This is a genomic window from Bradyrhizobium sp. BR 10289 (assembly GCF_019455385.1).
Taxonomy (GTDB): domain Bacteria; phylum Pseudomonadota; class Alphaproteobacteria; order Rhizobiales; family Xanthobacteraceae; genus Bradyrhizobium.
On record NZ_JACOFR010000001.1, the window covers coordinates 65,197 to 87,894 of the forward strand.

Consider the following 22,698-nt stretch of genomic DNA (forward strand, 5'->3'; position numbering starts at 1 on the left):
TCGTTTTTTCAAAACAACCCCATGCACAGTAGAACCGCCATCTGCGCCTTGCCGGCGGTCGCGCTGCTTAAGTCGCGATCCGGCCTGGCTTAATTTCCGCGCGGGCGCAGGATGCTTCCTACCACTCATACCGCACCGTGCCCTTGCCCGTGTAGGTCTGCGTGCTGCGGGAGAATTCGCCCTCGACGGTGCCGGCGAGCGACAGGCCGTTCCGCCATTTCATCTCGGCGCGGCCGCCGACCAGCGCGGAGTCCGCGGCAGGCTGCGCCCCGCTGACCGTGAAGGCGGCCCCGGGCAGCGTCTGGAAGGCGGCGTTCACGAGGCGGTTGGTGTTGGTGTCGTGCGCCCAGGCGAGCCGGCCGCGCAACGTGAGTTGGCCATTCCCGACCAGGAAACGCTGGTCAGTGCGCGCGCCCAGCTCGGTGCGCACATTCGTCGTGTCCTGAGAACCGTAAGAGAGCGCGAACTGGTTGCTGCCGACGAGTGCGGTCTCGCCGTAGCCGGGCAGGTGGAAGGTGGTCGCCTGCACGGCCGCGTAGGGCGTCACGCCGAAGGTCGAGCCGGGCACGGGCACCAAGCGCCAGCCCGCCTCCAGGCGGCCGGCAAAAGTGCTGGCCTTGAAGTTCGCGGAGAGCTTGTCGGTGCCCGACACCGTCACTGTGCGATCCGTAGTGACATCCTGCCAGCCATAGGCAAGTGCCGCCGAGAGATAAGCGGGGCCGAAATTGTGGCGGGCATAGAGCCCAGCCTGGAAGACATCGGCGCGGCCGCTGCCGAGCGCATCGGTCACCGAGAAGTTGAAGCCGGCGCCGCCGAGGGCGAAGCCGACCAGCGTGTCCGGCGAGAGGCGATAATCGGCGCCGACCGCGGTGCCGTAGATGCGGCTGGTGGTGGAGCTCGAACCGGCCGCGGCATTGCCGCTCAAATTGCTGCCGCCGCCATAGCCGGAGGCCCACACGCCCCAGCGACGGTCGATGGCATCGCTGCTGGTGTCGCGCGGCGTCACCGCGGCGTAGGCCTCACGCGTCCTTGCGTCGTTTGGTGCGGTGGAAGCGTAGCCCAGTGTCCCGCCGTCGCCAGCCGACCTGCCGCGCTCGCCGTCCGAGCCGCCGCCACCGAGCGGATCGAGCATGCCCAGAAACTGCTGCATGGCGCCGAACGCGGCCTGCGTGCTGGCTGTGCCCGGCTGGCCCGAGACCTGGCTGAGCGACCGGTCGAGCTGCGGGCCGCTCATGTTGAGCAAAACGTCGAAGCCGGCCGGCGGCGTCGTGCCGCTCTCGACCGCGTGGTTGATACCGCCGGCGACACTGGTCTGGTTGCCGCTGGTGCCTGCCGGCAGCACGATCGTGCCGGGATCGAGCACGAGGAAGACGTTGTTCAGGTCGTAGGTGAGGTGGGGATTTCGGGCGGGGCTGACGCTTCCGGCAATGGTCAGCCCGTCGAATTGCGTTCCACCGAGCCCGCCGGTTGCATTCAGGAGTGTGAAGGTCTGGCTGCGGAAGCTGCCGGGGATCGCCGTCGCCTGCACGGTGGCGCCTGTCAGTGACGCGGAGCCCGTGACGTTGGTGCGGTCGGCGGCGGAGGCGGAGACCTCGACCGTGTAGAAGCTGCCGGTCGTGAACGCCAGATTGCCGCTGACGGTGAGGGTGCCCACGGAATTGCCGGGCGCCAGCTTGCCGCCGTTCGCGATCGTGGTGTTGCCGACGATGCCGGTGCCGCCGAGTGTGCCACCGCTGTTCACGGTGAGCCTGCTGGAGGACGCGATCGAGCCGTTTACCGCCAGCGTGCCGGCGTCGACCGTGGTGGCGCCCGTGTAGGTGTTGACGCCCGACAGGGTCAGCTTGCCGGTGCCGAGCTTGATCAGCGACGTTCCGGTCGTACTTCCGTCGCCGGAGAGCACGCCGCTGACGGTGGTCGACAGATTGTTGCCGCCGACCGTCAGCTCTACGGCGTTCAGCTTGAACTGGCCGCTGCCGGCGATCGAGCCAGCACTGATCTTGCCGTCGCTGCCTGCGCCGTGGGTGTGGAAGTCGATGACGGCGCTGGAGGTGGTGTTGACGAGCTGCGCGTTGCCGGCGGTGGAGTTGCCGTCGAACAGCACATTGCCGGTGTTGGTGATGGTCGCGCTGGCGGCCGTGGAGTTGCCGTGGAACGCCAGCTGCGCGTTGTTGGTGATATCAGCGCTGCCGGCCGAGGTGTTGAGGAATGCCAGCGTTCCGGCGGACACCGTCGCGCCGGAGAAACCTGCAGCGCTGGTCAGGGTCAGGGTGCCGGCGCCCGACTTGGTCAGCGCGCCGCCGCTAAGGCTCTGGCTGACGGTGAAATTGTTGGCGGCGTCTGCGATGTCGAACGTGCCACCTGCTGCGCCCCAGTTGATGGTGCGCGCGGTGGCGTTGAATGCCGTGCCGGTGATTTGCAGGGTGCCGCCGTTGAAGGTCAGGCTGCCCGCGAGGTCGCCGAGATTGGTGTCCGAGGAGACGCTGACCGTTCCGCCGGCGAAGGTGCTGCCGCCGGTATAGGTGTTGGAGCCCGACAGCGTCAGGGTGCCGGTGCCCGTCTTGACCAGCGAACCACCGGTGCCGCCGCTCGCGCCGCCATCGGCAATCACGCCGCTGACCGTGGTCGACAGATTGTTGCCGCCGACCGTCAGCGCGTTGGCGCCGAGATAGAAGGTACCGTTGCCGGCGATCGAGCCGGCGCTGAGCTTGCGGTCGCCATTCGGTCCGGTGCTGCTGGAGAAGTCGAAGACGGCATTGGCCGCGTTGTTGATCAGCTGCGCATTGCCGGCGGTCGCATTGTCCTGGAAGGAGGTCGTGCCGCCGGTAGTGTTGGTAATGGTCGCGCTGCCGGCCGTGCTGCTGACGACAAAATTGATGGTGTTGCTGTTGGTGATGGACGCGTTGCCGGCCGTGGAGTTGTCGCGGAAAACCATCAGATTGGAGGTGCTGATGGTCGCGCTGCCAGCGGTGCCGTTGCTGTAGAAATAAAGCCAGCGATTGTTGGTGAGATTGGTGCTGCCTGCCGTGCTGTTTTCGTTGAAAGACAGCCAATTGTTGTTGGTGATGACGGCATTGCCGGCCGTGCTGCTGCCGTAGAAATACAGATAGGCGCTGTTGGTGATAATTGCGTTGCCGGCGGTGGCGTTTCCCTGGAAGACGGCTCTGCTGTTGGCGCTGTTGGTGATGTGGGCGCTGCCCGCAGTGCTGGTGTCTTTGAAATACAGGAAGTTGTTGTCGCTGCTAATGGTCGCGCTGCCCGCCGAACTCGCATTGTTGAAGGTGACGTTGCCGGCGCCGCTGTTGGCGATGGTGGCAGCACCTGCGCTGCTCGTGTCGTTGAAGTTCAGGGTGCCAGCGTTGGTGATGGTGGCGCTGCCGGCACTGCTTGCGTTGCGGAAGTTCGTGGTTCCGCTGTTCGCGATGCCGGTGATGCCGCCCGTGTCGGCATTGACGATGTCGAATGTCGCGCCGCCGCCGACGGTCACCGCTCCGACAACGGAGCCGGTCGCGCCGCTATCGCCGATCTGGAGCGTGCCGCCCGAAATCGTCGTGCCGCCGCTATAAGTGTTGTGTCCGGTCAGGACGAGGGTGCCGGCACCGGCCTTGGTGAGCGATGTGCCGTTCCAGCCGGTGGCAGGGTTCGCCGATTGATCCGTCAGCGCCACGCCGACCGTGAAGGTGTCGCTAGCGTTGGTCAGCGTGAAGGTGCCGTGGGCGAGCGAGTTGCCCGCAGTCCAGTTTAATCCGTAGCTGGCGAGGTATTGCAGGCCGTTGGTCGATTTGTGGGTGGTCAGCGTGAGGTAGTCCACCGTGCCGCTGAAGCCGCCGACGGTGACGCCGGCAAAGTTGCCGTTGATGCCCGATCGGGTGTCGATCAGCACCTTGTCGTGCTGGCTCGCATCGTTGATGCCGCTGATATCGAAGGTGACGCCGTTGCCGATCGCGACGCTGCCGGCGGACAGGGCGGGGCTGCTGGTGCCGGCAGCGACGGACAGTGCGGTGTTGTTGCCGAAGGTCACGGTCTGCGCGACATTGAGCGTCGCGGGCGCCGCGATCGCCAGCGTGCCGCCTGTGACGTTGACGTTGCCGCCCAGATTGTTGCTGCCGCCTGCGCTACCGTTACCGAACTGCAACCGGCCGCTGGAGACGGTCGTGTCGCCACCATAGGTGTTCGTGCCCGTCAGGATCGTGGTGCCGGAGCCGATCTGCTGCACGGCACCGCTGCCGGAAATGCCGCCGGCGATGGTGATCGTGTCGCTGCGATTGAAGGCGAGCACGCCGTCGTTGACGACATTGCCGACAATCGCGCCGGTCGTCCCGCCACTGCCAATCTGCAAAGTGCCGGCGGAGATGGTGGTACCGCCTGTGTAGCTGTTGTTGCCGGTCAGGATCGTGGTGCCCGAACCGACCTGCTGCATGGAGCCGGTGCCGGACGTGTCGCCGGCGACGGTGATCGTGTCGCTGCAGTTGAAGACGAGCGTGCCGTTGTCGACGACATTGCCGGCAAGCGAGCCGGTCGTTCCGCCATCGCCGATCTGCAAGGTACCGGCCGCGATCGTGGTGCCGCCCGCGAAGCTGCTGTTGCCGGTCAGGATCGTGGTGCCCGAACCGACCTGCTGCAGGGCGCCGCCGCCGGAAATATTGCCGGCGATGGTGAATGTGTCGCTGCGGTTGAAGACGAGCGTGCCGTTGTCGACGATGTTGCCGGCAACGGAGCCGGTTGTCCCGCCATTGCCGATCTGGAGTGTGCCGCCGTTGATCGTGGTGCCGCCGGTATAGCGGGTGATGCCGGAGACGGTCAGCGTGCCGGTGCCGGTCTTCACCAGTGAACCACCGGAGCCGACGAGGGTGCCGGCCACCTCGGTCGATTGATTGTTCGAGCCGACCGTGAGCTCGTTGGCGCCGAGATCGTAATAGCCGCGGCCTGCGATCGAGCCGGCCGTCAGTTTGTGGTCGCCGGCTGCGCCTGTCGTGCCCGAAAAATCGAGGATTCCGTCGTTGACGATGACGGCGTTGCCGGCATTGCTTTGGTCGCTGAACTGCAGATACGAGTTATTGGTGATGGTCGCGCTTCCACCGCTGCTGTTGCCGGTGAAGAACATGTACGAGTGGCTCGTAATCGTTGCGCTGCCCGCGCTGCTGTTGTCCTGGAAGTACAACCAGCCGGTGGTGTTGTTGATGGTCGCGTGCCCGGCGGTGCTGTTGACCGTGAAGTACATAAGGTGGTCGTGGTTCGTGATTGTCGCATTTCCGGCGGAGCTCGTGCCCTGAAACCAGGTGTAGGCCCCGTTGTCGAGGTCGGCGTTGCCGGCCGTCGAATTGTCGTTGAAATAGAGGTAGGCGGCGTTCGTTATCGTGACGTGGCCGGCGCTCAAATTGTTGAAGAAGGCGGTGTTGCCCGAGTTTGAAATGCTGCTGATCGAATCGGCGTTTGAGTTGACGACGTAGAAGTTTGCGGCATGGTTCACCGTCACGGCACCCTGGATCGAGCCGAAGCGGGTGGAGCTGCCGATAGCCAGCGTGCCGTTCGTGACTGTGGTGCCGCCCGAATAGGTGTTGATTCCGCTCAGCGTCAGCCACGCGGCGCCGGCTTTTTCCAGCGAGCCCGCGCCCGAAATGACACCGCTTGTCTCGGTGTCGGTATTGCTGCTGCCGACGATGAGATGATTGGTGCCGAGAACATAATTGCCGGCGCCGGCGATCGAGCCCGCATGAACATTGCCGTCTCCCGCGGCGCCCGTCGTCCCTGAGAAATCGACCGTGCCGCCTGCATTGCTGACGATCGCGATGCCGTCGCTGTCGACCCGGTTGAGGAAGTTGGTTGTGCCGCTGTTGACGATCGATCCGAGGCCACTCATGTCGGCGTTGACGAGATTGAGCCTCCCCGAGAGGGCAACGTCGATCGTATTCCTGACCGCGCCGACGCTGCCGAGCGTCCCGAGCTGCAGCGTGCCGGCGGAGACGCTGGTGCCGCCCGTATAGGTATTCGTTCCCGACAGGATGAGCGTGCCGGTGCCGGTCTTGACCAGCGATCCGCCGGTGCCGGAGATGATGCCGCTGACCTCGGTCGACTGGTTATTGGAGCCCACCCAGAGTTGATTGCCACCGAGATAGTAGGCGCCTGCGCCCGCGATCGAACCGGCGGCGAGCTTGCCGTCGCCGGCCGGGCCGGTCGAATTCGAAAAATCGACGGAGCCTCCGGCGCTATTGGTGATGGCTGCGCCGCCACCCGTGCTGTTGCCGTAGAAATAGATCGTCCCGCCGGTGTTGTTGGCGATCGAGGCGTTCCCGCCCGTGGCACTGCCGGAAAAGTTCAGGACGCCGTTGTTGTTGACGATCGAGGCGCTGCCGCCTGTGGCGCTGCCGGAAAAGTTCAGGGCGTTGTTGGTGGTGATGGTCGCATTGGCGGCTGTGCTCGTGCCGTCGAAAGTCACCGTTCCGGTATTGGTGATCGCGGCGTGGTCGGCTGAGGCGCTGTTGTGGAAGGCGAGAGACTGCAGGTTCGTGATCAGAGCGGTTCCAGCCGTGCTGAAATTATTGAACTGCAGGGTGCCATTGTTGTTGATGGACGCGCTGCCAGCCGTGCTTTGATCGAAGAAGGCGACGGTGCCGTCGTTGCTGAGGGGAGCGCTGCCGGCGCTCGTGCTGTTGCGGAACTCCGTCGTTCCAGAATTCCAAATGCTGGTGATTCCGCTGGTGTTGGCGTCGACGAGACTGAACGTGCTGCCGGAGCTGACGGTGACGCTGCCCTGGATCCCGCCGGTGCTGCCGGCGGTGCCGAGCTGCAGCGTGCCGGCGATGATAGTTGTGCCGCCGGTATAGGTGTTGGCGCCTGTGAGGATCGCCGTCGCGGCGCTGTCCTTGGTCAGGGCGGCATCGCCGGCGAGCGTCGCGCCGATCGAACCGCCCCAGAGATTGATTGCGGTCGATGCGGTGATCGTGCCTGTTCCGGTCACAGTGCCGCCAAAGACGTTGAACGTCCCGACGCCGAGATTGTAACCTGCGCCGATGTTGACGTTCGCGCTTCCGCTGTTGGTCAGCGTGCCAACTCCGGTCATGTTACCGCCGGTCAACGTCAACACGCCGCTGTTCTGGTTTGTGATGTCGCCAGTGACGGCGACGTTGCCCCCGAGCACTTTGATGCTGCCGTCATTGACGATGCTGTTCGTTCCGGATGACAGCGTCGCCGTTCCGGTGGGACCATAGAAATTGATACTGCCGCCGGCCAGATTGTTCACCGCGCCGGCGTCGACAACGGCACCGCCGGCGCCGACATCGATGGCAGCGTTGTTGTTGAGCGTGTTGCCGACGCCTTGCAGCGTCGCGCCGGCACCGATGCTGATCGTGCTGCCATTGTTGTTGATCGTCTCGGCGCTCAGCGTGCGGCCGGAGCCGATGGCGATGGTGCCGTAGTTCGTCAGAACAGTGATGCCGGTGACGTCATTCGCCGCCGTTGCCCCGGTCACCGACATGGTGACGCCGCCATTGACCTGGACCGTGCTGTTGAAAGCGCCCGCCATCGTCGTGGCGCCCCCGAGCTCGATCGCGCCGATGTTGCTGCCGGAGAGCGCGGTGATACTGTTGACGCCACCGGTCACGACGATGGCGGACGACAGCACGCCGATCCCGCCGCCATTGGGGCCATGATTGGCGCCACCGTACTCGCCGCCAGAGATCGTGCCGCTGTTCACGATCGTCAGGTTCTGTCCGATGATTCCATAGCCGCCGGCCTGTGGCCTTGTGCCGACATTCGAGTTTTGAAAATCTGTGCCGCCGTCACCGCCCTTGATCAAACCAGAATTTGTGATCGTCAACCCGGAGGAGGCCGTTACGGTAATGCCATTGCCGCCGCGCCCGCCAGTGCCCCTCGCAAGACTGCTCGGAAAGGGGATACCCGGACCCGCGGTACCGCCACCGCCGCCGCCGTCGCCGCCGGCAATCGTGCCGTTGTTGATGATCTGGCTAGCCGTCGTTGCGATGATGCCCGATCCGCCGCCGCCTCCACCGCCGCCGGACCCATAGGAATAGGTCGGGCTGGAGGCCGAGTAACCATTACCGCCGTTGCCGCCGTTGCCGCCCTTGATCGCGGCATTGTTGGTCAAATCCGAGCTTAAGGTCAGCCCGGCGCCGCCTGCGCCGCCGCCACCGCCGCCCGTGGCTGCGCCATAGCCCTGGCCACCGCCGCCGCCCTGATCCGAGCCGCCGCCGGCGCCCGGAGAACCATTGCCTCCGGGCCCGGTCCCGTTTCCGCCGTTCGTGCCTGTGACGGAGCCGTCGCCGCCGAGACCCGATCCGCCGCCTCCGCCCGCCGCCGAACTCGAACCGTCCCCGCCACCGGCACCACCGGCGCCCGTGCTTTGAGCCAGCGCCGGCAGCGTCGCGACCAGGGCCAAGGCCGTGGACACCAGAAAGAGCGCCCGCAAGCGGTGCTTGCCAACAAACTGATACGCTGCTGCTGCCACTGTCGCGCTCCCCCGCCGCGCGCACGGATCAGCCTGGCAGCTCATCCATACGCCATCATTCCCGCAGCCCGGAAAAGTCGAGTCTGCCGCACCTTCATCTCACCGGGAGGGAAGCGGTGTCCTGATAAGGACTTGGCTGATTTCTGAAAGTTTCTGATATTTCCATTTCAGACCCGATTTTCGGGCATTTTCGGCAGACTTCGGCTATATGAGCCGCCCTGAGAGACGTGTTGGGGGTTAGCTTGCTTCGTTTCGCCGGCTTCGAGCTGGACCTGCCACGCGCGGAGCTGCGCGGGGCCGATGGCACGCCGATCAAGCTCCGGCCCAAGACCTTCGAGATGCTTCGGCTGTTCGCCACCAATGGCGGCCGCGTGCTGAGCAAGCAGGAGCTGATGGAGGCGGTCTGGCCGAACATCCATGTCGGCGAGGACAGCCTGTTTCAATGCATCCGGGAGCTCCGCACCGCGCTCGGCGACGAGCGGCGGCAGCTGATCAAGCTCGCCTCCGGCGGCGGCTATCTGCTGGCGACGGAGGTCGTGGAGGCGCCTGATGTGACGCTGCAGGCCGAGGCGCCGCTGTCGGCTTCGACCGAGGCGGATCTGCCCGAGTTGGCGGCCGTGGTCATGGCGCAGCCAGTGCGCCCCAAGCGCGCCATCTTTGGTGTCAGCCGTCGTGCCGCGGCTGCTGCCGTGGCGGGGCTTGGCGTGATCGTCATGGGGCTCGCGGTGGCCGCGCCCGTGCTGAAGCCGGACCTGCTGTTCAAGCCGGCGCCGCCGCGGATTGCGGTGATGCCGATCGTTGATGCCAGCAACGATTCCCGCGGCGCGGCGATGGCGGGGGAGGTCACCGGCCGCCTGACCGACGGCTTTGCCAGGATCCAGAACATCAGCGTGGTGGCGCCACGATTGACGGCGGTCGCGGGCGGCGAAAGCCCGGCTGCCTCGCCAAGCTCATCCGATTACGAGTTGCGGGGCGAGTTGCAGCTTGCCGACCAATCCTGGACGCTGCGGGCGCGCATCATCAAGACTGCGAGCGGCGAGGTTCAATCGGTCGCGACGGCGTCGGTCAACGCGGAGGCGGTGGATGCGCAGCTTGCGCAGGCCCGGCTCGCCGCGGGCGTTGGCCATGTGCTGGCGCGCCGTCTCAATGACATCCTGGAGGCGAGTGCATCGTCATCGGCGCGCCGCAAATCGTCCGCGGGCGGCGACAAGGTCGCCGTCGAGCAGGCGCTCGCCTCGATCAACCAGACCACGCGCGAGCGCTTTGGTGCGGCGCAGACCATGCTGCAAAAGGCGCTTGGCGAAGATCCTGACAATGTTGATCTCGCCGTCGCGCTCTCTTCGCTCCAGCTGCGCGGCATCCAGATGGTCTGGTTCAGTCCGGAGGAGGCGGTCGCGGTCGAGGCGAAGGCCAACGCGACACTCGAACAGGCGTTGAAGGCGAAGCCGAATTCCATCCCGGTGCTCGAGGCCCATTGCCGCTTTCTCAGCGCCACCAATCATTTCGTGGAAAGTCTCGTCACCTGCGCCAAGGCCTTGAGCTTCGATCCGTGGAATGGATCTGCGCTCTATCTGATCGGCCTCGGGCAGGTCTATCTCGGTCGCTTCGACGATGCGCTCGCGACCTTCCAGCAGGCCGACCGTTACGACACGCCGCCGGCCTCGCGCTGGACCTGGCTGCTCGGCGCCGGCATGACCTATGCCTTGATGGGACGCTTTGAGGAGGCGTTGCCGTGGCTGCAGCGTTCGATCGCGATCACGCCGGGCACCGGCCGCTCGCACTTTCTGCTCGCCGCCGCCTATCAGAAGTCGGGTCGCAGCGAGGAGGCGAGGGCGGCAATGCAGGAAGGGCTGCGGCTGCGGCCCGGCACGACGAAGCTCAACGTCTCGCCGCCGATGAAGAACGCAAGCCCACTGTGTCTCGCCGCCTGGGAGCGCGTCGTCCAAGCCGAGGTGGATGCGGGATTGCCGGAGCAGTAGGCAGTGCACCCGATCCGCGGCGATGGGATGTCATCGCAAGCGGGCACGACGAAAACGTCCGCCAGTAGCGGCAAGCCATTTCCTTCGCTGTCATGCCCCGGCTTGACCGGGGCATCCAGTACGCCGCGGCGTTAATTGTGAGAGCGAGCTTACCAACTCAGGCCTCTGGGATACTGGATCGCCCGGTCAAGGCCGGGCGATGACACCGAGCATGAGGCACGCACGCTATGACTATCGCCACCTGCGATGCAGCCAGAGCCATTGCTCGGGATGCTCGCGCACCCAGCCTTCCACCACATTGGTGATCGCCTGGGTCGTGCCCTGGATGTCGATCTTGCCGTCGGCATCGCGCACGGGCGGGACCTCTTCGGTGAGCTCGGCGGTGAAGCGGCCGCCGGGGAGGCGGATGATGCGGACGCCGTGGATCGGGCATTCGACCTGGCGGAGAAGGCGCGCCAGCATCGGATTGGCGCGGGTCTTGCGGCCGAAGAAGGTGACCTCGACGCCGCCGGTCAGATACTGGTCGATCAGCATGGCGACGTGCTTGCCGTCCTTCAGGGCCTGCGCGAGCCGCAAGGGCGCGTCGCGTCCCGCCGGGATCAGCGTGCCCATGTTGACCTGGCGCATCTCCTGGATGATGCGGTCGGCGGAGGCAATGTTCGGGCGGCGGTAGAGGATCGCCGCGTCCAGCCCGTGCGCGACGGCGGCGAGCGCCGGCAATTCCCAATTGGCGAGATGCGAGGCGAAGATCAGCGCCGGCTTGCCATCGTCGCGGATCTGGTCGAACAGCTCGACGCTGCGCCGCGGCAGTTCGATCCGGCCCGCGTTTGGGTTCTCGCGGTCATAATCCCAGACGTGGTCCATATGGGCGAACTCGGCGCCGACGCGGCCGAGATTGTCCCACACGCCCATCAGGATCGCTTCGATCTCCTCCGGCGACTTCTCGGGGAAGGCTGCGGCGAGATTAGCGCGACCGATGCGGTGCTCGCGCAGGCGCGGGCCGATCGTCTTCACCACGCGCGCGAAAAAGTCCGAGGTCTTGACCGGATCGAAATAGCGCGTGGTACGCAGCATGCCGACGGTGGCAGCACCGATCAGGCTTCCGCCGATCGACTTGGCAGCATTGCGCGCGCGAATCTTCGTGCTGACGGGAATCAGCGCCATGCGTCCGGTCAGGCCGGTTCGCGCGTCAGGATCAGCGAGGCGTTCTGGCCGCCGAAGCCGAACGAGTTCGACATCACCGCGGTGACCTTGGCATCGCGCGCCTTGTTGCCGACGACGTCGAACAGGATGGTGGGATCCGGCGTCTCGTAGTTGATGGTCGGCGGAATGCGCTGATGCTCGAGCGTCAGCAGCGAGAAGATCGCCTCGACCGCGCCTGCGGCCGAGATGGTGTGGCCGACCATCGACTTGTTGGAGGTGACCGGGATCTTCGAGACGAGATCGCCGAACACGGCCGAGGTCGTGTTGTACTCCATCTTGTCGTTCTCGGGCGTCGCGGTGCCGTGCGCGTTGATGTGGTCGATCTGGTCCGGCGTCATGCCGGCGTCGGCCAGCGTCTTGTTCATGCAGCCGATGATCGGCTTGCCGTCGGGCGAGGAGCGGGTGCGGTGGAAGCTGTCGGTGAGCTCGCCGCAGCCGGCGATCACGCCGAGGATTTTTGCACCGCGCGCCGTTGCCGCCTCGTAGCTCTCCAGCACCAGCGCGCCGGCGCCTTCGGCCATGACGAAGCCGTCGCGGTTCTTGGAGAAGGGGCGGGAGGCGGCCTGCGGCGGATCGTTCTGCGTCGACAACGCCGAGAGCAGCGAGAAGCGCACCAGGGCTTCCGGATTCACGGTGCCGTCGGTGGCGACGCACAGCGCCGCATCGGTCTCGCCGCGGCGGATTGCCTCGACGCCGAGCTGGATCGAGGTGGCGCCGGACGCGCAGGCCGTCGACAGCGAGATCGGCGAGCCCTTGGTGCCGAAGGTCTCGGCGAGGTGGGCCGCGACCGAGCCGAACATGAAGCGGTGATGATAGGCGGTGTACTTGCCGCCGCCGGAGATGCGCAGCAAATCGTCATAGGTGAAGTCCTGCGCGCCGACGGCGCGGCCGAGCTCGCGGCGCTGCGGCCACTCAACCTCGACCGGCGCAACCGCCAGGAAGAGAGGGCCCGGGAAATCGGCCTTGGCGCCGATGCCGGCCTGCTCGAGCGCTTCCTGGGTGACGAGCTCGGCCATCCGCTCTGACAGGCCGGTGGAGGAGAACGGGTCGACGCTGACGAAATCCACCGTGCCGGCCATCGTGGTCTTCAGGCCGTCGATCGGAAAGCGCGTGATGGTGCGGATGCCGGATTCGCCGGCAACGAGCTTGGTCCAATTGTCGGCCTTGCCGGCGCCGAGCGAGGTCATGATGCCCATGCCGGTGACGACGACGACGGGACGCCCGAGTTTGTCGCGTGGTGCAGTCATGTCGATCCCCCGATAGAAGAGCTACAGCATCATCCAGCCAAAGCGCTTGCGCTTCAGCTGACAGCCTCGACCAGCGCCATGCCTTCGCCGCGCCAGTGTCCGGCCCCCACCACCACAATCTGGGTGGGCGCCCCCTGCATTTCAATCTCGGTCCCCGTGGAATCGTTCGGCGGGAACAGCGCGCCCCGCGAGATCGCGAGCGCGGCCAGCGCAAGGCCGAGCGGAAATTGCGTTTCCATGGTGTGGCCGAACATCGTACCGGTCGAGCGCACCGGAAAATCAGCGTGCTTCTTCAGGAAGCCGCGCTCCTCCGAGGTCGCCGGCTCGGCGCCTGACGCGCCCGAGATGATCGCGCCCTTGCCTTCGCGCCTGGGCAGCTTGTCCCAGAGCTTCTCCAGCGTCGCTTCCATGTCGCCGGACTGCTTGCGACGGGCGAGATCCGTCACCACGCTCGACAGTTTTGCGTAGGGTTTTGCGCCGCGCGCTTGCGCATGGGCCTTCGATTCCAGCACCAGGAAGGCGCCGGCCGAGCCGAGCGCGAAGCCGGGATGGTCCTTGCGGGCCCACACGGGTGCGAACTTGTCCTTCAGATTGAAGTCGCCGAATTCGTAGAGGACCATCAGGTCCTTGCGCTCGCCATTATGCGAGCCGCCGACCAGCGCAATGTCGCTCTCGCCCGAGGCGATGCGCGACAGCGCGATGCGCGCGGCATCGGCGCCGGCCACTTCTTCGCCCATGAAGGTGCGCGAGGTGCCGCCGAGACCGTTGACGATGGCAATGTTGCCGGCGAGCAGGTTGGACAGCTGCGCCAGGAACAGCGTCGGCCGGAGATCGCTCATCAGGCGTTCGTTGAGGAAGCCCGGCGCATTGGCGCCCTTGGCTTCGGCCGTGAGTACGCCGGTGTCGACGTTGAGATCGCGCTCGCCGCCGCCGGCGGCCACGACCATGTCGATCTTCGACAGGATGTCCTTGTTGCCCTTGATGCCGGCCGAGTCGAGCGCGAGGCCCGCGGCATAGACGCCGATGCGCTGCCAGGCTTCCATCTGGCGCTGGTCGCCCTTCTTCGGAATCTGGCTGTCGAAGGAGACGGGCATCAGCGGATGCACGATGTAGGGCGCAAAGCCCTTCTCGTCGACATTGATGCGCTTCTCCTGGAGCGCGGCCCAGTTGGCGTCGAGGCCTTCGCCGAGCGAGGTCGCAAGTCCAATGCCGGTGATCCAGACTTCCGTCTGGCCGGGCTTCGCAGCGGTGTCGGTCATGGCGATACGGCCTGTAGCGGAAAGCCGACGCGCTCGGCGACTTTCGTCATGTATCCGCGCATGTCCGCATTTGGGAAGGGGATCAGCGTGAAGGTGAGCGCCGAATTGGCGCGCAGCTTGCCGCCGACCTTGATCTTGGCTTCGGTCATGGCATAGCCCGAGCCCTCATAGGTGAGGCTCGCCTCGATGCTCATGAGGTCGCCGGGGAATACCGAGCCGCGTACCTTGCCTTCCTTGACGGCGGCCAGGATCGGCATGCGCTCGAACTTGAACACGCCAAGTTGAAGCCAGCCGGAAGCCTGCGCCATCGATTCGATCAGCAGCACGCCCGGCATCAGGGGATAGCCCGGGAAGTGACCCTCGAAGATGGTGCTCTCCTTGGGGACCTGGGCTTCGACGACGATCGTCTTCTCGTCGACCTTGAGGTCGACGATGCGATCGATCATGTGGAAGTATTCGAGTTGCATGATCGCCCGATTAGGCGCTCGCGCCCTTGGCGGCAACCAGTTCGTCGATGCGCGCGCAGAGGTTCTTCAGCACGAAATACTGTTCCGTGGTCGCCTTGCCGTCGTTGACCTCCTGGGTCCACTTTTCCAGCGGCAGCTTGATGCCGAACTGCTTGTCGATCGCAAAGGCGATATCGAGGAAATCGAGGCTGTCGATGCCGAGATCATCGATCGCGTGGCTATCGGGCGTGATCGTGTCGCGCGGGATGTCGCAGGTTTCAGCGATGATCGTGGCGACCTGATCGAATGTGGATGACATCACTAAGCCTTTGATATATTGCGGGTATTTGTCAGATTTCCAGAGCGGAACGGTGGGTGGGCATCGCGCCCCGATGACGCCCTCTAACCCCCCTCTGGCCGGGTTGAGAGCCCGTATAACGGAGCGCCGCTCTGAGTTCAATGGAGCCGGGCGGGACGGGGGACAGGGCTGGGGATGCCGCCAGAACCCGTTTGGACGGCGGGCTGGGCCTAGATCTGCGGCGTGACGATCTTCGCGCAGTCCCGACGGCCCATCAGCACGCAATCCTGGGTCCGTCTGAGGTCGGCGATGCTGACCGCGAGCCAGATTCCGACCGCCGTCAGCGCGATCGTGAAGGCGAGGGCCGCGATGTTGGCGAGCATGCGGTGGCGGTAGTCGTCCGGCTCGGCGCGGGGTTGCTCGTAGCGCGACAGGTCGAGCGGCTCGGGCGCGACGCGCAATGGCTGCACGGTGCCGCTACCCCGGTGGACGGTCGGGGATGGGGAGGTGCGCGGCCTGAACTGGAGCACCCGGTGCTCGTCATCCGAGCTTATGGGCCGCTGGGTTTTCATGGTGTGAGGATCACTCCGAAGCAGCGATTTTTAGATAGCATAGGTGGTGAAAGCATTGCAGGAAATCTTCTCAACGCGCACGTGCATTGCGCTTTCGCACTATCTTTCATGGGGCCGCGGGCACTCGCGGCGACGGCCGTCATCCCTGTGTCAGGATATGCGCGTTGCGTTGCAGCAACCGACATCGATCTTGCACAAGTGAACGGCGGCTTGATCCGCGCCTTGTGATCCGTGCCTCGGCCGAACGGATTTTGCCCCGCGGTGCTCATGGCATAGTCTGGGGAACCCGGTCCGCCGGTGCAACGATGCGAGGGCTCTTCGACCATGACCACCACCAACGCGCGCGAGCCGAGAGTGCATCCGGTGCCGATCCTGTCGCTGAGGCCGACCCAGATGACGGTCGGCATGCGTGAGGTCAAGGAGAAGCGTAAGCGCTGGCGCGAGCACGGCAAGAAGAAGCAGGCCGACCTGCTCGGCAATCACATGATCCCCGTCGTCCACGGACCTGACGGGCGCTACTACGTGATCGACCATCATCATCTCGGCCGCGCCTTGCACGACGAGGGCGTCAAGGAGGTGCTGGTGACTGTGGTCGGCGACCTCAGGATGGTCGAGCGCGAGGCGTTCTGGGGCGTGATGGACAACAAGCGCTGGGTCTATCCTTATGATTCCAAGGGCGAGCGCCGTCCGTTTCGCGACCTGCCGAAATCGGTCACGGACCTCAAGGACGATCCGTTCCGGAGCCTTGCCGGCGAGCTCCGCCGCATGGGCGGCTTTGCCAAGGACACCACGCCGTTCTCCGAATTTTTGTGGGCCGACTTCCTGCGTCGCAAGCTCTCGCGCAAGGCGGTGGATGCCAATTTCGACAAGGCGCTGGAGAAAGCGCTGGCCGCGGCCAAGAGCAAGGATGCAATCTACCTGCCCGGCTGGTGCGGTCCGGCGGAGGAGGATTAGGACGCGCGCAGCGCTCGCATCAATCGCGCTGGAAGATCTTGGCGCCGGGGTAAGCGCGTCGGGCATAGGTCACGACCAGCGCGCGATCCTGTGTTGCCGGGAAGGGCGTTCGGATCTGGTACGAGCCGATGACGAGGTGCCATAGACCGTTGAGCTTTTGGATGACGACTTTCATCAGAGTATTCCCTGGAGACTTTGCACTCCTGCAATGTTGCATCTTGCAGCAGTCTTGCGATTTGAGATCGCGAGCGCGTCCATAAAATTCCGACCGGCTCGCACCCCGCTGCAAGACAGCGGCTACTTTGATGAGTGTAATGCGGCCGCGTCGCCGCGGCAGGAGCTCATCACAGCCTCTTGAGCGAAATCATTTTCCGAACGCACGAAACCGTCCTGAAACAGAGCCACCACACCTATTGGGTACTCGAGTTTTCACAGGAGGCCGACATGCGTCGTCTGATTTTCGTGATTGCCTTGTTCGCGGTTGCCACAGCGGGAATCTCGGCATCGTTCGCCGCGGTCCATCACGCGAGGACGCTGACATTCGCCGAGCGCTTCGCCCCGGCGCTTGACCTGATGGCGAAGCAATAGCCGCAACCGCTGCGCAGTCGGCGGCAGCGCAAGCTACTTCGAGATCTGCGTGTCGGGCGACGACAGCAGGCGTTCCATTTCCGCAGCCGCTTCGCCGTCGCGGACCTTCTGCAACAGCGCATGGCGCTCGGCGCCGGCGGGCAGATTTTTGGCGGCGGCGCGGGCCTCCTGGGTGAACTTGTTCAGGCGCTCCTGAAGGGAGAGGGCCGGTCGGGTACGGTTGCGCTTCTTGGTCATGGCGTGGCCTTTCTCTTGGCCTCTGCTTGGCCCCTCTGGCGCAAAAACAGACCACGCGCGGGCAAGCTGCGTCCTTAACTTTTGTTGGAACCGGGAACGCGGATTGCGGGTTTTTCTCCGCAACGGCACTGCTGTGCCGTGACCTGCACCAAGGTTCCAGATTCACGTTGACCGGAGTTACCCGAAGTGCCCAGCGATGCGATCCGCGCGGCGCTCATCAGTCGCTTGCGCATGTCCTCAGGTATCTCGGAGGAGGACATCGCGGAGATCGAAGCGCTTCCGATTTCGGTCCGGCAATTCCCGGCGGAAACGCCCGTCGTGCGCGACGGCGAGCGCGCGACCAATTGCTGCCTGATCGCCGACGGCTTTTGCGCGCGCTCCAAAACCATTGCGAACGGCAAGCGACAAATTCTCTCGATCCATATCCCTGGCGAGATTCCGGACCTGATGAGCCTGTTCCTGCACGTGATGGATCACGATCTGGCGACGCTGACGCCGGCGACGCTCGGCTTCATCAGCCACGAGACGCTCCAGAAGCTGCATCGCCGCAGACCCAGCCTCGCAGAGATGTTCTGGCGCGACACGCTGATCGACGCCGCCATGTTCCGCGAATGGATCGTCAATGTCGGCCAGCGGCCCGCGCCCGCACGGCTTGCCCACGTGATGATCGAGTTGCGCGAGCGCCTGCGGCTCATCGGACGAATCGACGGGAACAATTTCGAGATGCCGCTGACGCAGGAGCAGATCGGCGAAGCCCTGGGCATTACCGCGGTGCACGCCAACAGGGTAATCAAGCAGTTGCGGCAGGAGGGCATCGTCGAGCTCAATCGGGGGCGGGTCACTGTCCTCGACGAACGGAAATTTCAGGTCCTGGCGGATTTCGACGGCCGTTATCTCCATCAGTCGCCCACCCTTTGAGGCGCCTGATGCCAAGATTACATTTCGACATTCACGAGAACGGCCGTCTCATCATGGATGAGGACGGACAGAATTTTGCGAATGTGGACGTCGCGCGGAAGGAGGCGGCGCTCACGGGACCTGCGTTGCAGCCGAAGCCATCGCCTTCTGCTCTTTCGAAATGATGATTGCCGCGGTCTGCTGCGCCAATCAGCAGAATTCATAGGAACGATATTAACATAGGATACTTTATCCGGCGGGATTCCCAAGAAGCGGGTTGGTGATGCCCAGGTTCTATTTCAACGTCTGTAATGGCAGTCGCTTGAACGACCGCGACGATCTCGGCCAGGAACTTCCGGATCGCGAGGCGGCGTGGGAAGTGGCGACGCGCTACGCCGGCGACAGCCTGCGCGACCTCGACGGCGAGCTACAGCCCGATGACGATTGGCGGCTGGAAGTCCAGACCGAAGACGGCGCGCGCGTCTTCCAGATTTCGATACGCGCAAGCATCGGCTGAGGACGGGCAGCTTTCGCGGCACGCTCTCCGCGTCATTGGCCTGGCTGCCGCGGAGCAGGTCTCCACCCCGATCGAAGCCTGCGTCCTCATGGCACGCGGACCTTGATATGCCGCAAAGCGACTTCGTCCCGGGCCGCTACGGTCATCGTGCATGAAGGGCAAGCCGGCATCCCGTCCGATGGCGGACGGCGAACGGGTTCCGGATCATGCCGACTTGCCGATTTGGAGCATCACCGTGAGTGCGATCTTTCGTATTCTGTTCGTCGTTGCCGGCGCCATCACCGCGCTGTTCGTCGCGCGCGATGCCCTGAACTTCACGATCATCCAGACCTTTGTCGCAATCCTGCTGGTGACCGCGGCCCTGCTCGCGGGAAGCCTCTGGAGCCTGCGGCGGAAGACGTGAGCGGCACAGCGGGCGCCGGACCGGCCGGACTGAGCGAGGCCGAGGCGCGGTCGCGGCTGCAAACGGACGGTGCCAACGAATTGCCCCGGCCGGAACGGCGCAGTCCCCTGCGCATCGTGATGGAGGTGTTGCGCGAGCCGATGCTCCTGCTGCTGCTTTGCGGCGGGCTGGTCTATCTCGTGCTCGGCGATCTCAGGGAAGCGGTGATCCTGCTTGCATTCGGTGCGATGTCCATCGTGATCACGGTGGTGCAGGAGACCCGGACCGAGCGCGTGCTGGAGGCCTTGCGTGACCTGACCAGCCCGCGCGCGCTGGTGGTGCGGGATGGCGAGCGCCGGCGAATTGCTGGCCGGGACGTCGTGCGCGGCGACCTTCTCGTCCTCGGCGAAGGCGATCGGATCGCTGCCGATGCGGCGCTCGTGGAGGCGCGCGACCTGCAGATCGACGAGTCGCTGCTGACTGGAGAGTCCGTGCCCGTACGCAAGCAGGCGGCCGACACGATCCAAGCGGCCGATCATCGGCCCGGCGGGGAGGACCAGCCTTTTGTGTATTCCGGCTCGCTCGTCGTCCGTGGCGAGGGGATGGCGCTGGTCGAGGCCACCGGCCCGCGCAGCGAGATCGGGAAGATCGGGCTGTCGCTACGTGGCTTGCAGGCCGAGCCGCCCCGGCTTCAGCAACAGACCGCAAGATTGGTGCGGCTATGCTTTCTGGGCGGTGCCGCGGTCAGCCTCACCGCCGTTGCGCTCTACGGCGTCCAGCGCGGGGATTGGCTGCAAGCGATGCTTGCCGGCATCGCCATCGGCATGTCGATGCTTCCGGAAGAGTTTGGCGTCGTGCTCACCGTCTTCATGGCAATGGGCGCCTGGCGGATCTCGCAGGCCCGCGTCCTGACGCGGCGTGCCGCCGCGATCGAAGTGCTCGGCTCTGCGACCGTCCTGTGCACCGACAAGACCGGGACGCTGACGCAGAACCAGATGTCCGTTGCCGAGTTGCGGCTGCTCGACGGGACGCGCATGCGGCCGGAAGCGGGCGGACAAGATCACGCAGGAGCCGAATTCCTCGAGTTGGTGCGCTGCGGCGCCCTGGCGAGCTCGCGGGAACCGTTCGACCCGATGGAGAAGGCTCTGCATCTGTTCGCGCGTGACGCTGTTCGGGAGTCCGACGCGCTGGATGGCAAGCGGACCCTGGTGCGCACCTACGGTCTGCGTCCCGATCTGCTCGCCATGACGCAGGTGTGGCGGACATCCGGTCGGGCGGAGCTGCTCGTCTATGCCAAGGGCGCGCCCGAGGCGATCGCGCGCCTGTGCCGGCTGAATGACGCCGATCAGGTGTTGGTGCGCGACGCGGTCGGCGCGATGGCGAAGGACGGGCTTCGCGTGCTGGGGATGGCAGCCGCCGCTTGCGATGGGCCTTCGCTTCCCCCATCCCAGGACGGGTTTGCGTTTCGCTTCGTCGGTCTGGTCGGGCTTGCCGATCCGCTGCGGCCGCACGTGCCGGAGGCGGTTCGCGAATGTCGTGCGGCCGGAATCCGCGTCGTCATGATCACCGGCGATTATCCTGCGACGGCCGTTGCCATCGCCGGCCAGGCCGGGCTCGACGTCCGCGACGTCATGACTGGCGATGATGTCAGGCTGGCGGACGATCCGGAGCTCGCAAAACGCGTCGGGCAGGTGAACGTATTCGCCCGGGTCCTGCCCGAGCAGAAGCTGCGCATCGTCCAGGCGATGAAGCGCAAGGGCGAGATCGTGGCGATGACCGGGGACGGCGTCAACGATGCGCCCTCGCTGAAAGCCGCCCACATCGGCATCGCCATGGGCGGGCGCGGGACCGACGTCGCGCGGGAGGCCTCCTCGATCGTCCTGCTCGACGACGATTTCGCCTCGATCGTGTCGGCCATTCGTCTTGGGCGCCGCATTTACGACAATCTGCGCAAGGCGATGGCCTTCATCTTCGCCGTTCACGTCCCGATCGCCGGGCTTGCGCTGCTGCCTCTCGTGTTCGGGTTGCCGCTGATCTTCGCGCCGGTGCATATCGCATTTCTGGAGCTGATCATCGATCCCGTCTGCTCGCTGGTGTTCGAGGCGGAACGGGAAGAGCGCGATGCGATGACGCGTCCACCGCGACGGGCCGATTCCGAATTGTTCTCGTTCGCGTTGATTGCCTGGAGCGTTCTTCAGGGCGCGCTCGCCTTTGCCCTGAGCGCCGTCATATTCGTCGGCGCGCTTCGCTCCGGCCTTGGTGCGGACGAGGCAAGGACGCTCGCCTTCGTGACGCTCGTCGTCTGCATTGTCGCGCTGGTTCTGGTCAACCGCTCTTTCAGCGCGTCGTTCGCGTCGGCATTCTTTCGGCCAAACCCCGCACTGATCTGGATCTTCGCGGTGGTCGCCGGCGTTCTCGGCGCGGCGCTGCTCTGGTCGCCGGCTGCCGACCTGTTTCGCTTCGGTCCGCTGCATGCGGATGACCTGATGATCTCGCTGGGCGCCGGCTTGCTGGTGCTGGTCGTGCTCGAATTGCTGAAGCCGCTGTGGGCCCGGCGGCTCCGATTCTAGGTCACGTCTGTGGAGTCCGTCGTCGGCGCCGCGGTCGAGGGGTGCGGCTCCTCCTTGCCGCCGAGCATCCGGTGCAGCCGCCGCTCGATGCGTCGGCCGACCGTAAGCAGGACGAAGGCGAGCGCCAGCGCGACGGCAACGATCTTCCATTGCCCGGCGCCACAGACGATGCCGAGGCATGCGGCGAGGAAGGTGCAGGCGGCGCTGGTCAGGCCGCGGACGCGAAACCCCGTGCTCTGGTGCACGATGACGCCGGCGCCGAGAAAGCCGATGCCGGTGAGGATGCCCTGGATCACCCGGCTCGCGGCATCGACTACCTTGGCGGGCTCGGCGAGCTGCAACGCGAGCAGCACGACGGTCGCGGTGGAGAGACCGACAATGCCGAGTGTTTTCAGCCCGATTGGCTTGCCATGCAGGTCGCGGTTGAGTCCGACCGCGCCGCCGGCCAGCGTCGCAATGCCGAGGCGCAGCAGGATCTCGGACCAGTCGAGTTCGGTCATTTCTTCGGAAGACGTCCCATCAGGTAGAACTCGTCGTTCGGCCGCATGCCGGTAAAATTCGCGAGGCGGTTCGACAGCGCGAAAAAGGCGGAGATCGCGGCGATGTCCCAGATGTCGTCGTCGCTGAAGCCGTGGGGCGCGAGCGCTACGAAATCGTCGTCCGAGATGCGCTGCGCGTCGGCCGAGACCTTCATCGCGAAATCGAGCATCGCCTTCTGCCGCGGCGTGATGTCGGCCTTGCGGTAGTTCACCGCGACCTGGTCGGCAATCAGCGGGTTCTTGGCGCGGATGCGCAGGATCGCGCCATGGGCGATCACGCAGTATTGGCACTGGTTGGCCGCCGAGGTCGCGACCACGATCATCTCGCGCTCGGCCTTGCTGAGGCCGCCTTCCTTCTCCATCAGCGCGTCGTGATAGGCGAAGAACGCACGAAACTCGTCCGGGCGGTAGGCCAATGTGAGAAAGACGTTCGGCACGAAGCCGCTTTTCTCCTGCACCGCGAGGAGGCGGGTGCGGATGTCGTCAGGCAGCGCGTCGAGAGCGGGTGCGGGGAAACGTTGCGATGGAGGAGGAGACATGGAGCGATTC

The 22,698-nt window shown here is 65.2% G+C and carries 18 protein-coding genes; 7 read left to right on the forward strand and 11 right to left on the reverse strand.

The genetic code is table 11. From position 1 onward, the window contains the following. Window positions 1-118 precede the first annotated feature (118 nt). Complete coding sequence (locus HYH08_RS00320; protein ID WP_220007750.1) at window positions 119-8,461, reverse strand: autotransporter-associated beta strand repeat-containing protein; 8,343 nt, start codon at window positions 8,459-8,461, stop codon at window positions 119-121. A 242-nt stretch (window positions 8,462-8,703) separates the two neighbouring features. Between HYH08_RS00320 and HYH08_RS00325 the strand changes: the two genes are divergently transcribed. Further along, window positions 8,704-10,440 (forward strand): winged helix-turn-helix domain-containing protein, encoded by a 1,737-nt coding sequence (locus HYH08_RS00325; RefSeq protein WP_220007751.1) that lies wholly within the window; start codon window positions 8,704-8,706, stop codon window positions 10,438-10,440. A gap of 231 nt (window positions 10,441-10,671) precedes the next feature. Here HYH08_RS00325 and HYH08_RS00330 read toward each other — a convergent pair whose 3' ends face one another. From HYH08_RS00330 to HYH08_RS00355, 6 genes are all read right to left on the reverse strand, one after another. Continuing rightward, on the reverse strand, window positions 10,672-11,604 hold the full coding sequence (locus HYH08_RS00330; protein WP_220007752.1) for a lipid A biosynthesis lauroyl acyltransferase: 933 nt from the start codon (window positions 11,602-11,604) through the stop codon (window positions 10,672-10,674). Window positions 11,605-11,612: 8 nt separating this feature from the next. Further along, window positions 11,613-12,890, reverse strand: coding sequence for a beta-ketoacyl-ACP synthase (locus tag HYH08_RS00335; RefSeq protein WP_220007753.1), 1,278 nt, complete (start codon window positions 12,888-12,890; stop codon window positions 11,613-11,615). 53 nt (window positions 12,891-12,943) lie between these two features. Continuing rightward, window positions 12,944-14,149, reverse strand: a complete 1,206-nt coding sequence (locus HYH08_RS00340) for a beta-ketoacyl-ACP synthase (RefSeq protein WP_220007754.1) — start codon at window positions 14,147-14,149, stop codon at window positions 12,944-12,946. After that, window positions 14,146-14,616, reverse strand: coding sequence for a 3-hydroxyacyl-ACP dehydratase FabZ family protein (locus tag HYH08_RS00345; protein WP_220007755.1), 471 nt, complete (start codon window positions 14,614-14,616; stop codon window positions 14,146-14,148). The genes HYH08_RS00340 and HYH08_RS00345 overlap by 4 nt, the downstream gene beginning before the upstream one ends. 10 nt (window positions 14,617-14,626) lie before the next feature. Beyond that, window positions 14,627-14,914, reverse strand: coding sequence for an acyl carrier protein (locus HYH08_RS00350; RefSeq protein ID WP_007592476.1), 288 nt, complete (start codon window positions 14,912-14,914; stop codon window positions 14,627-14,629). Window positions 14,915-15,123: 209 nt separating this feature from the next. Continuing rightward, window positions 15,124-15,465, reverse strand: a complete 342-nt coding sequence (locus HYH08_RS00355) for a hypothetical protein (RefSeq protein WP_220007756.1) — start codon at window positions 15,463-15,465, stop codon at window positions 15,124-15,126. Here HYH08_RS00355 and HYH08_RS00360 point away from each other — a divergent pair. Continuing rightward, complete coding sequence (locus HYH08_RS00360; RefSeq protein ID WP_220008356.1) at window positions 15,427-15,693, forward strand: hypothetical protein; 267 nt, start codon at window positions 15,427-15,429, stop codon at window positions 15,691-15,693. The two genes, HYH08_RS00355 and HYH08_RS00360, sit on opposite strands and share 39 nt — an antisense overlap. Window positions 15,694-15,789: 96 nt before the next feature. Then, a complete protein-coding gene (locus tag HYH08_RS00365) occupies window positions 15,790-16,419 on the forward strand; it encodes a ParB-like protein (RefSeq protein WP_220007757.1) in 630 nt (209 codons plus the stop codon). A gap of 19 nt (window positions 16,420-16,438) precedes the next feature. Here HYH08_RS00365 and HYH08_RS00370 read toward each other — a convergent pair whose 3' ends face one another. Next, window positions 16,439-16,594, reverse strand: a complete 156-nt coding sequence (locus HYH08_RS00370; RefSeq protein ID WP_220007758.1) for a hypothetical protein — start codon at window positions 16,592-16,594, stop codon at window positions 16,439-16,441. 179 nt (window positions 16,595-16,773) lie between these two features. On the opposite strand from HYH08_RS00370, the gene HYH08_RS00375 reads away from it, so the two are divergent. Continuing rightward, window positions 16,774-17,007, forward strand: a complete 234-nt coding sequence (locus HYH08_RS00375; protein WP_220008357.1) for a hypothetical protein — start codon at window positions 16,774-16,776, stop codon at window positions 17,005-17,007. A 33-nt stretch (window positions 17,008-17,040) separates the two neighbouring features. Here the strand turns inward: HYH08_RS00375 and HYH08_RS00380 are convergent, their stop codons facing one another. Beyond that, the gene (locus HYH08_RS00380) at window positions 17,041-17,244 is read right to left on the reverse strand and encodes a hypothetical protein (protein ID WP_220007759.1); all 204 of its coding nucleotides are present in this window, start codon (window positions 17,242-17,244) and stop codon (window positions 17,041-17,043) included. Between the two features lie 186 nt (window positions 17,245-17,430). On the opposite strand from HYH08_RS00380, the gene HYH08_RS00385 reads away from it, so the two are divergent. From HYH08_RS00385 to HYH08_RS00395, 3 genes are all read left to right on the forward strand, one after another. Further along, window positions 17,431-18,162 carry a Crp/Fnr family transcriptional regulator gene (locus HYH08_RS00385; RefSeq protein WP_349631387.1) on the forward strand — a complete coding sequence of 244 codons (732 nt, stop codon included), beginning with the start codon at window positions 17,431-17,433 and terminating at the stop codon, window positions 18,160-18,162. Window positions 18,163-18,424: 262 nt separating this feature from the next. Beyond that, the gene (locus tag HYH08_RS00390) at window positions 18,425-18,658 is read left to right on the forward strand and encodes a DUF6894 family protein (RefSeq protein ID WP_220007760.1); all 234 of its coding nucleotides are present in this window, start codon (window positions 18,425-18,427) and stop codon (window positions 18,656-18,658) included. Window positions 18,659-19,057: 399 nt separating this feature from the next. Then, window positions 19,058-21,610 carry an HAD-IC family P-type ATPase gene (locus HYH08_RS00395; protein ID WP_220008325.1) on the forward strand — a complete coding sequence of 851 codons (2,553 nt, stop codon included), beginning with the start codon at window positions 19,058-19,060 and terminating at the stop codon, window positions 21,608-21,610. Here HYH08_RS00395 and HYH08_RS00400 read toward each other — a convergent pair. After that, entirely contained in the window at window positions 21,607-22,110 is a 504-nt protein-coding gene (locus HYH08_RS00400) for an MgtC/SapB family protein (RefSeq protein ID WP_220007761.1), read from the reverse strand. The two genes, HYH08_RS00395 and HYH08_RS00400, sit on opposite strands and share 4 nt — an antisense overlap. Beyond that, window positions 22,107-22,688: a peroxidase-related enzyme gene (locus HYH08_RS00405; protein WP_220007762.1), complete on the reverse strand. Its 582-nt coding sequence runs from the start codon at window positions 22,686-22,688 to the stop codon at window positions 22,107-22,109. The genes HYH08_RS00400 and HYH08_RS00405 overlap by 4 nt, the downstream gene beginning before the upstream one ends. Between the last annotated feature and the right edge of the window lie 10 nt (window positions 22,689-22,698).

Coding starts and splice junctions, on each gene's coding strand:
- HYH08_RS00330 (WP_220007752.1), bottom strand. CDS start 11,604: ATGGCGCTGATTCCCGTCAGCACGAAGATTCGCGCGCGCAATGCTGCC.
- HYH08_RS00335 (WP_220007753.1), bottom strand. CDS start 12,890: ATGACTGCACCACGCGACAAACTCGGGCGTCCCGTCGTCGTCGTCACC.
- HYH08_RS00340 (WP_220007754.1), bottom strand. CDS start 14,149: ATGACCGACACCGCTGCGAAGCCCGGCCAGACGGAAGTCTGGATCACC.
- HYH08_RS00345 (WP_220007755.1), bottom strand. CDS start 14,616: ATGCAACTCGAATACTTCCACATGATCGATCGCATCGTCGACCTCAAG.
- HYH08_RS00350 (WP_007592476.1), bottom strand. CDS start 14,914: ATGTCATCCACATTCGATCAGGTCGCCACGATCATCGCTGAAACCTGC.
- HYH08_RS00355 (WP_220007756.1), bottom strand. CDS start 15,465: ATGAAAACCCAGCGGCCCATAAGCTCGGATGACGAGCACCGGGTGCTC.
- HYH08_RS00365 (WP_220007757.1), top strand. CDS start 15,790: ATGACCACCACCAACGCGCGCGAGCCGAGAGTGCATCCGGTGCCGATC.
- HYH08_RS00370 (WP_220007758.1), bottom strand. CDS start 16,594: ATGAAAGTCGTCATCCAAAAGCTCAACGGTCTATGGCACCTCGTCATC.
- HYH08_RS00380 (WP_220007759.1), bottom strand. CDS start 17,244: ATGACCAAGAAGCGCAACCGTACCCGACCGGCCCTCTCCCTTCAGGAG.
- HYH08_RS00390 (WP_220007760.1), top strand. CDS start 18,425: ATGCCCAGGTTCTATTTCAACGTCTGTAATGGCAGTCGCTTGAACGAC.
- HYH08_RS00400 (WP_220007761.1), bottom strand. CDS start 22,110: ATGACCGAACTCGACTGGTCCGAGATCCTGCTGCGCCTCGGCATTGCG.
- HYH08_RS00405 (WP_220007762.1), bottom strand. CDS start 22,688: ATGTCTCCTCCTCCATCGCAACGTTTCCCCGCACCCGCTCTCGACGCG.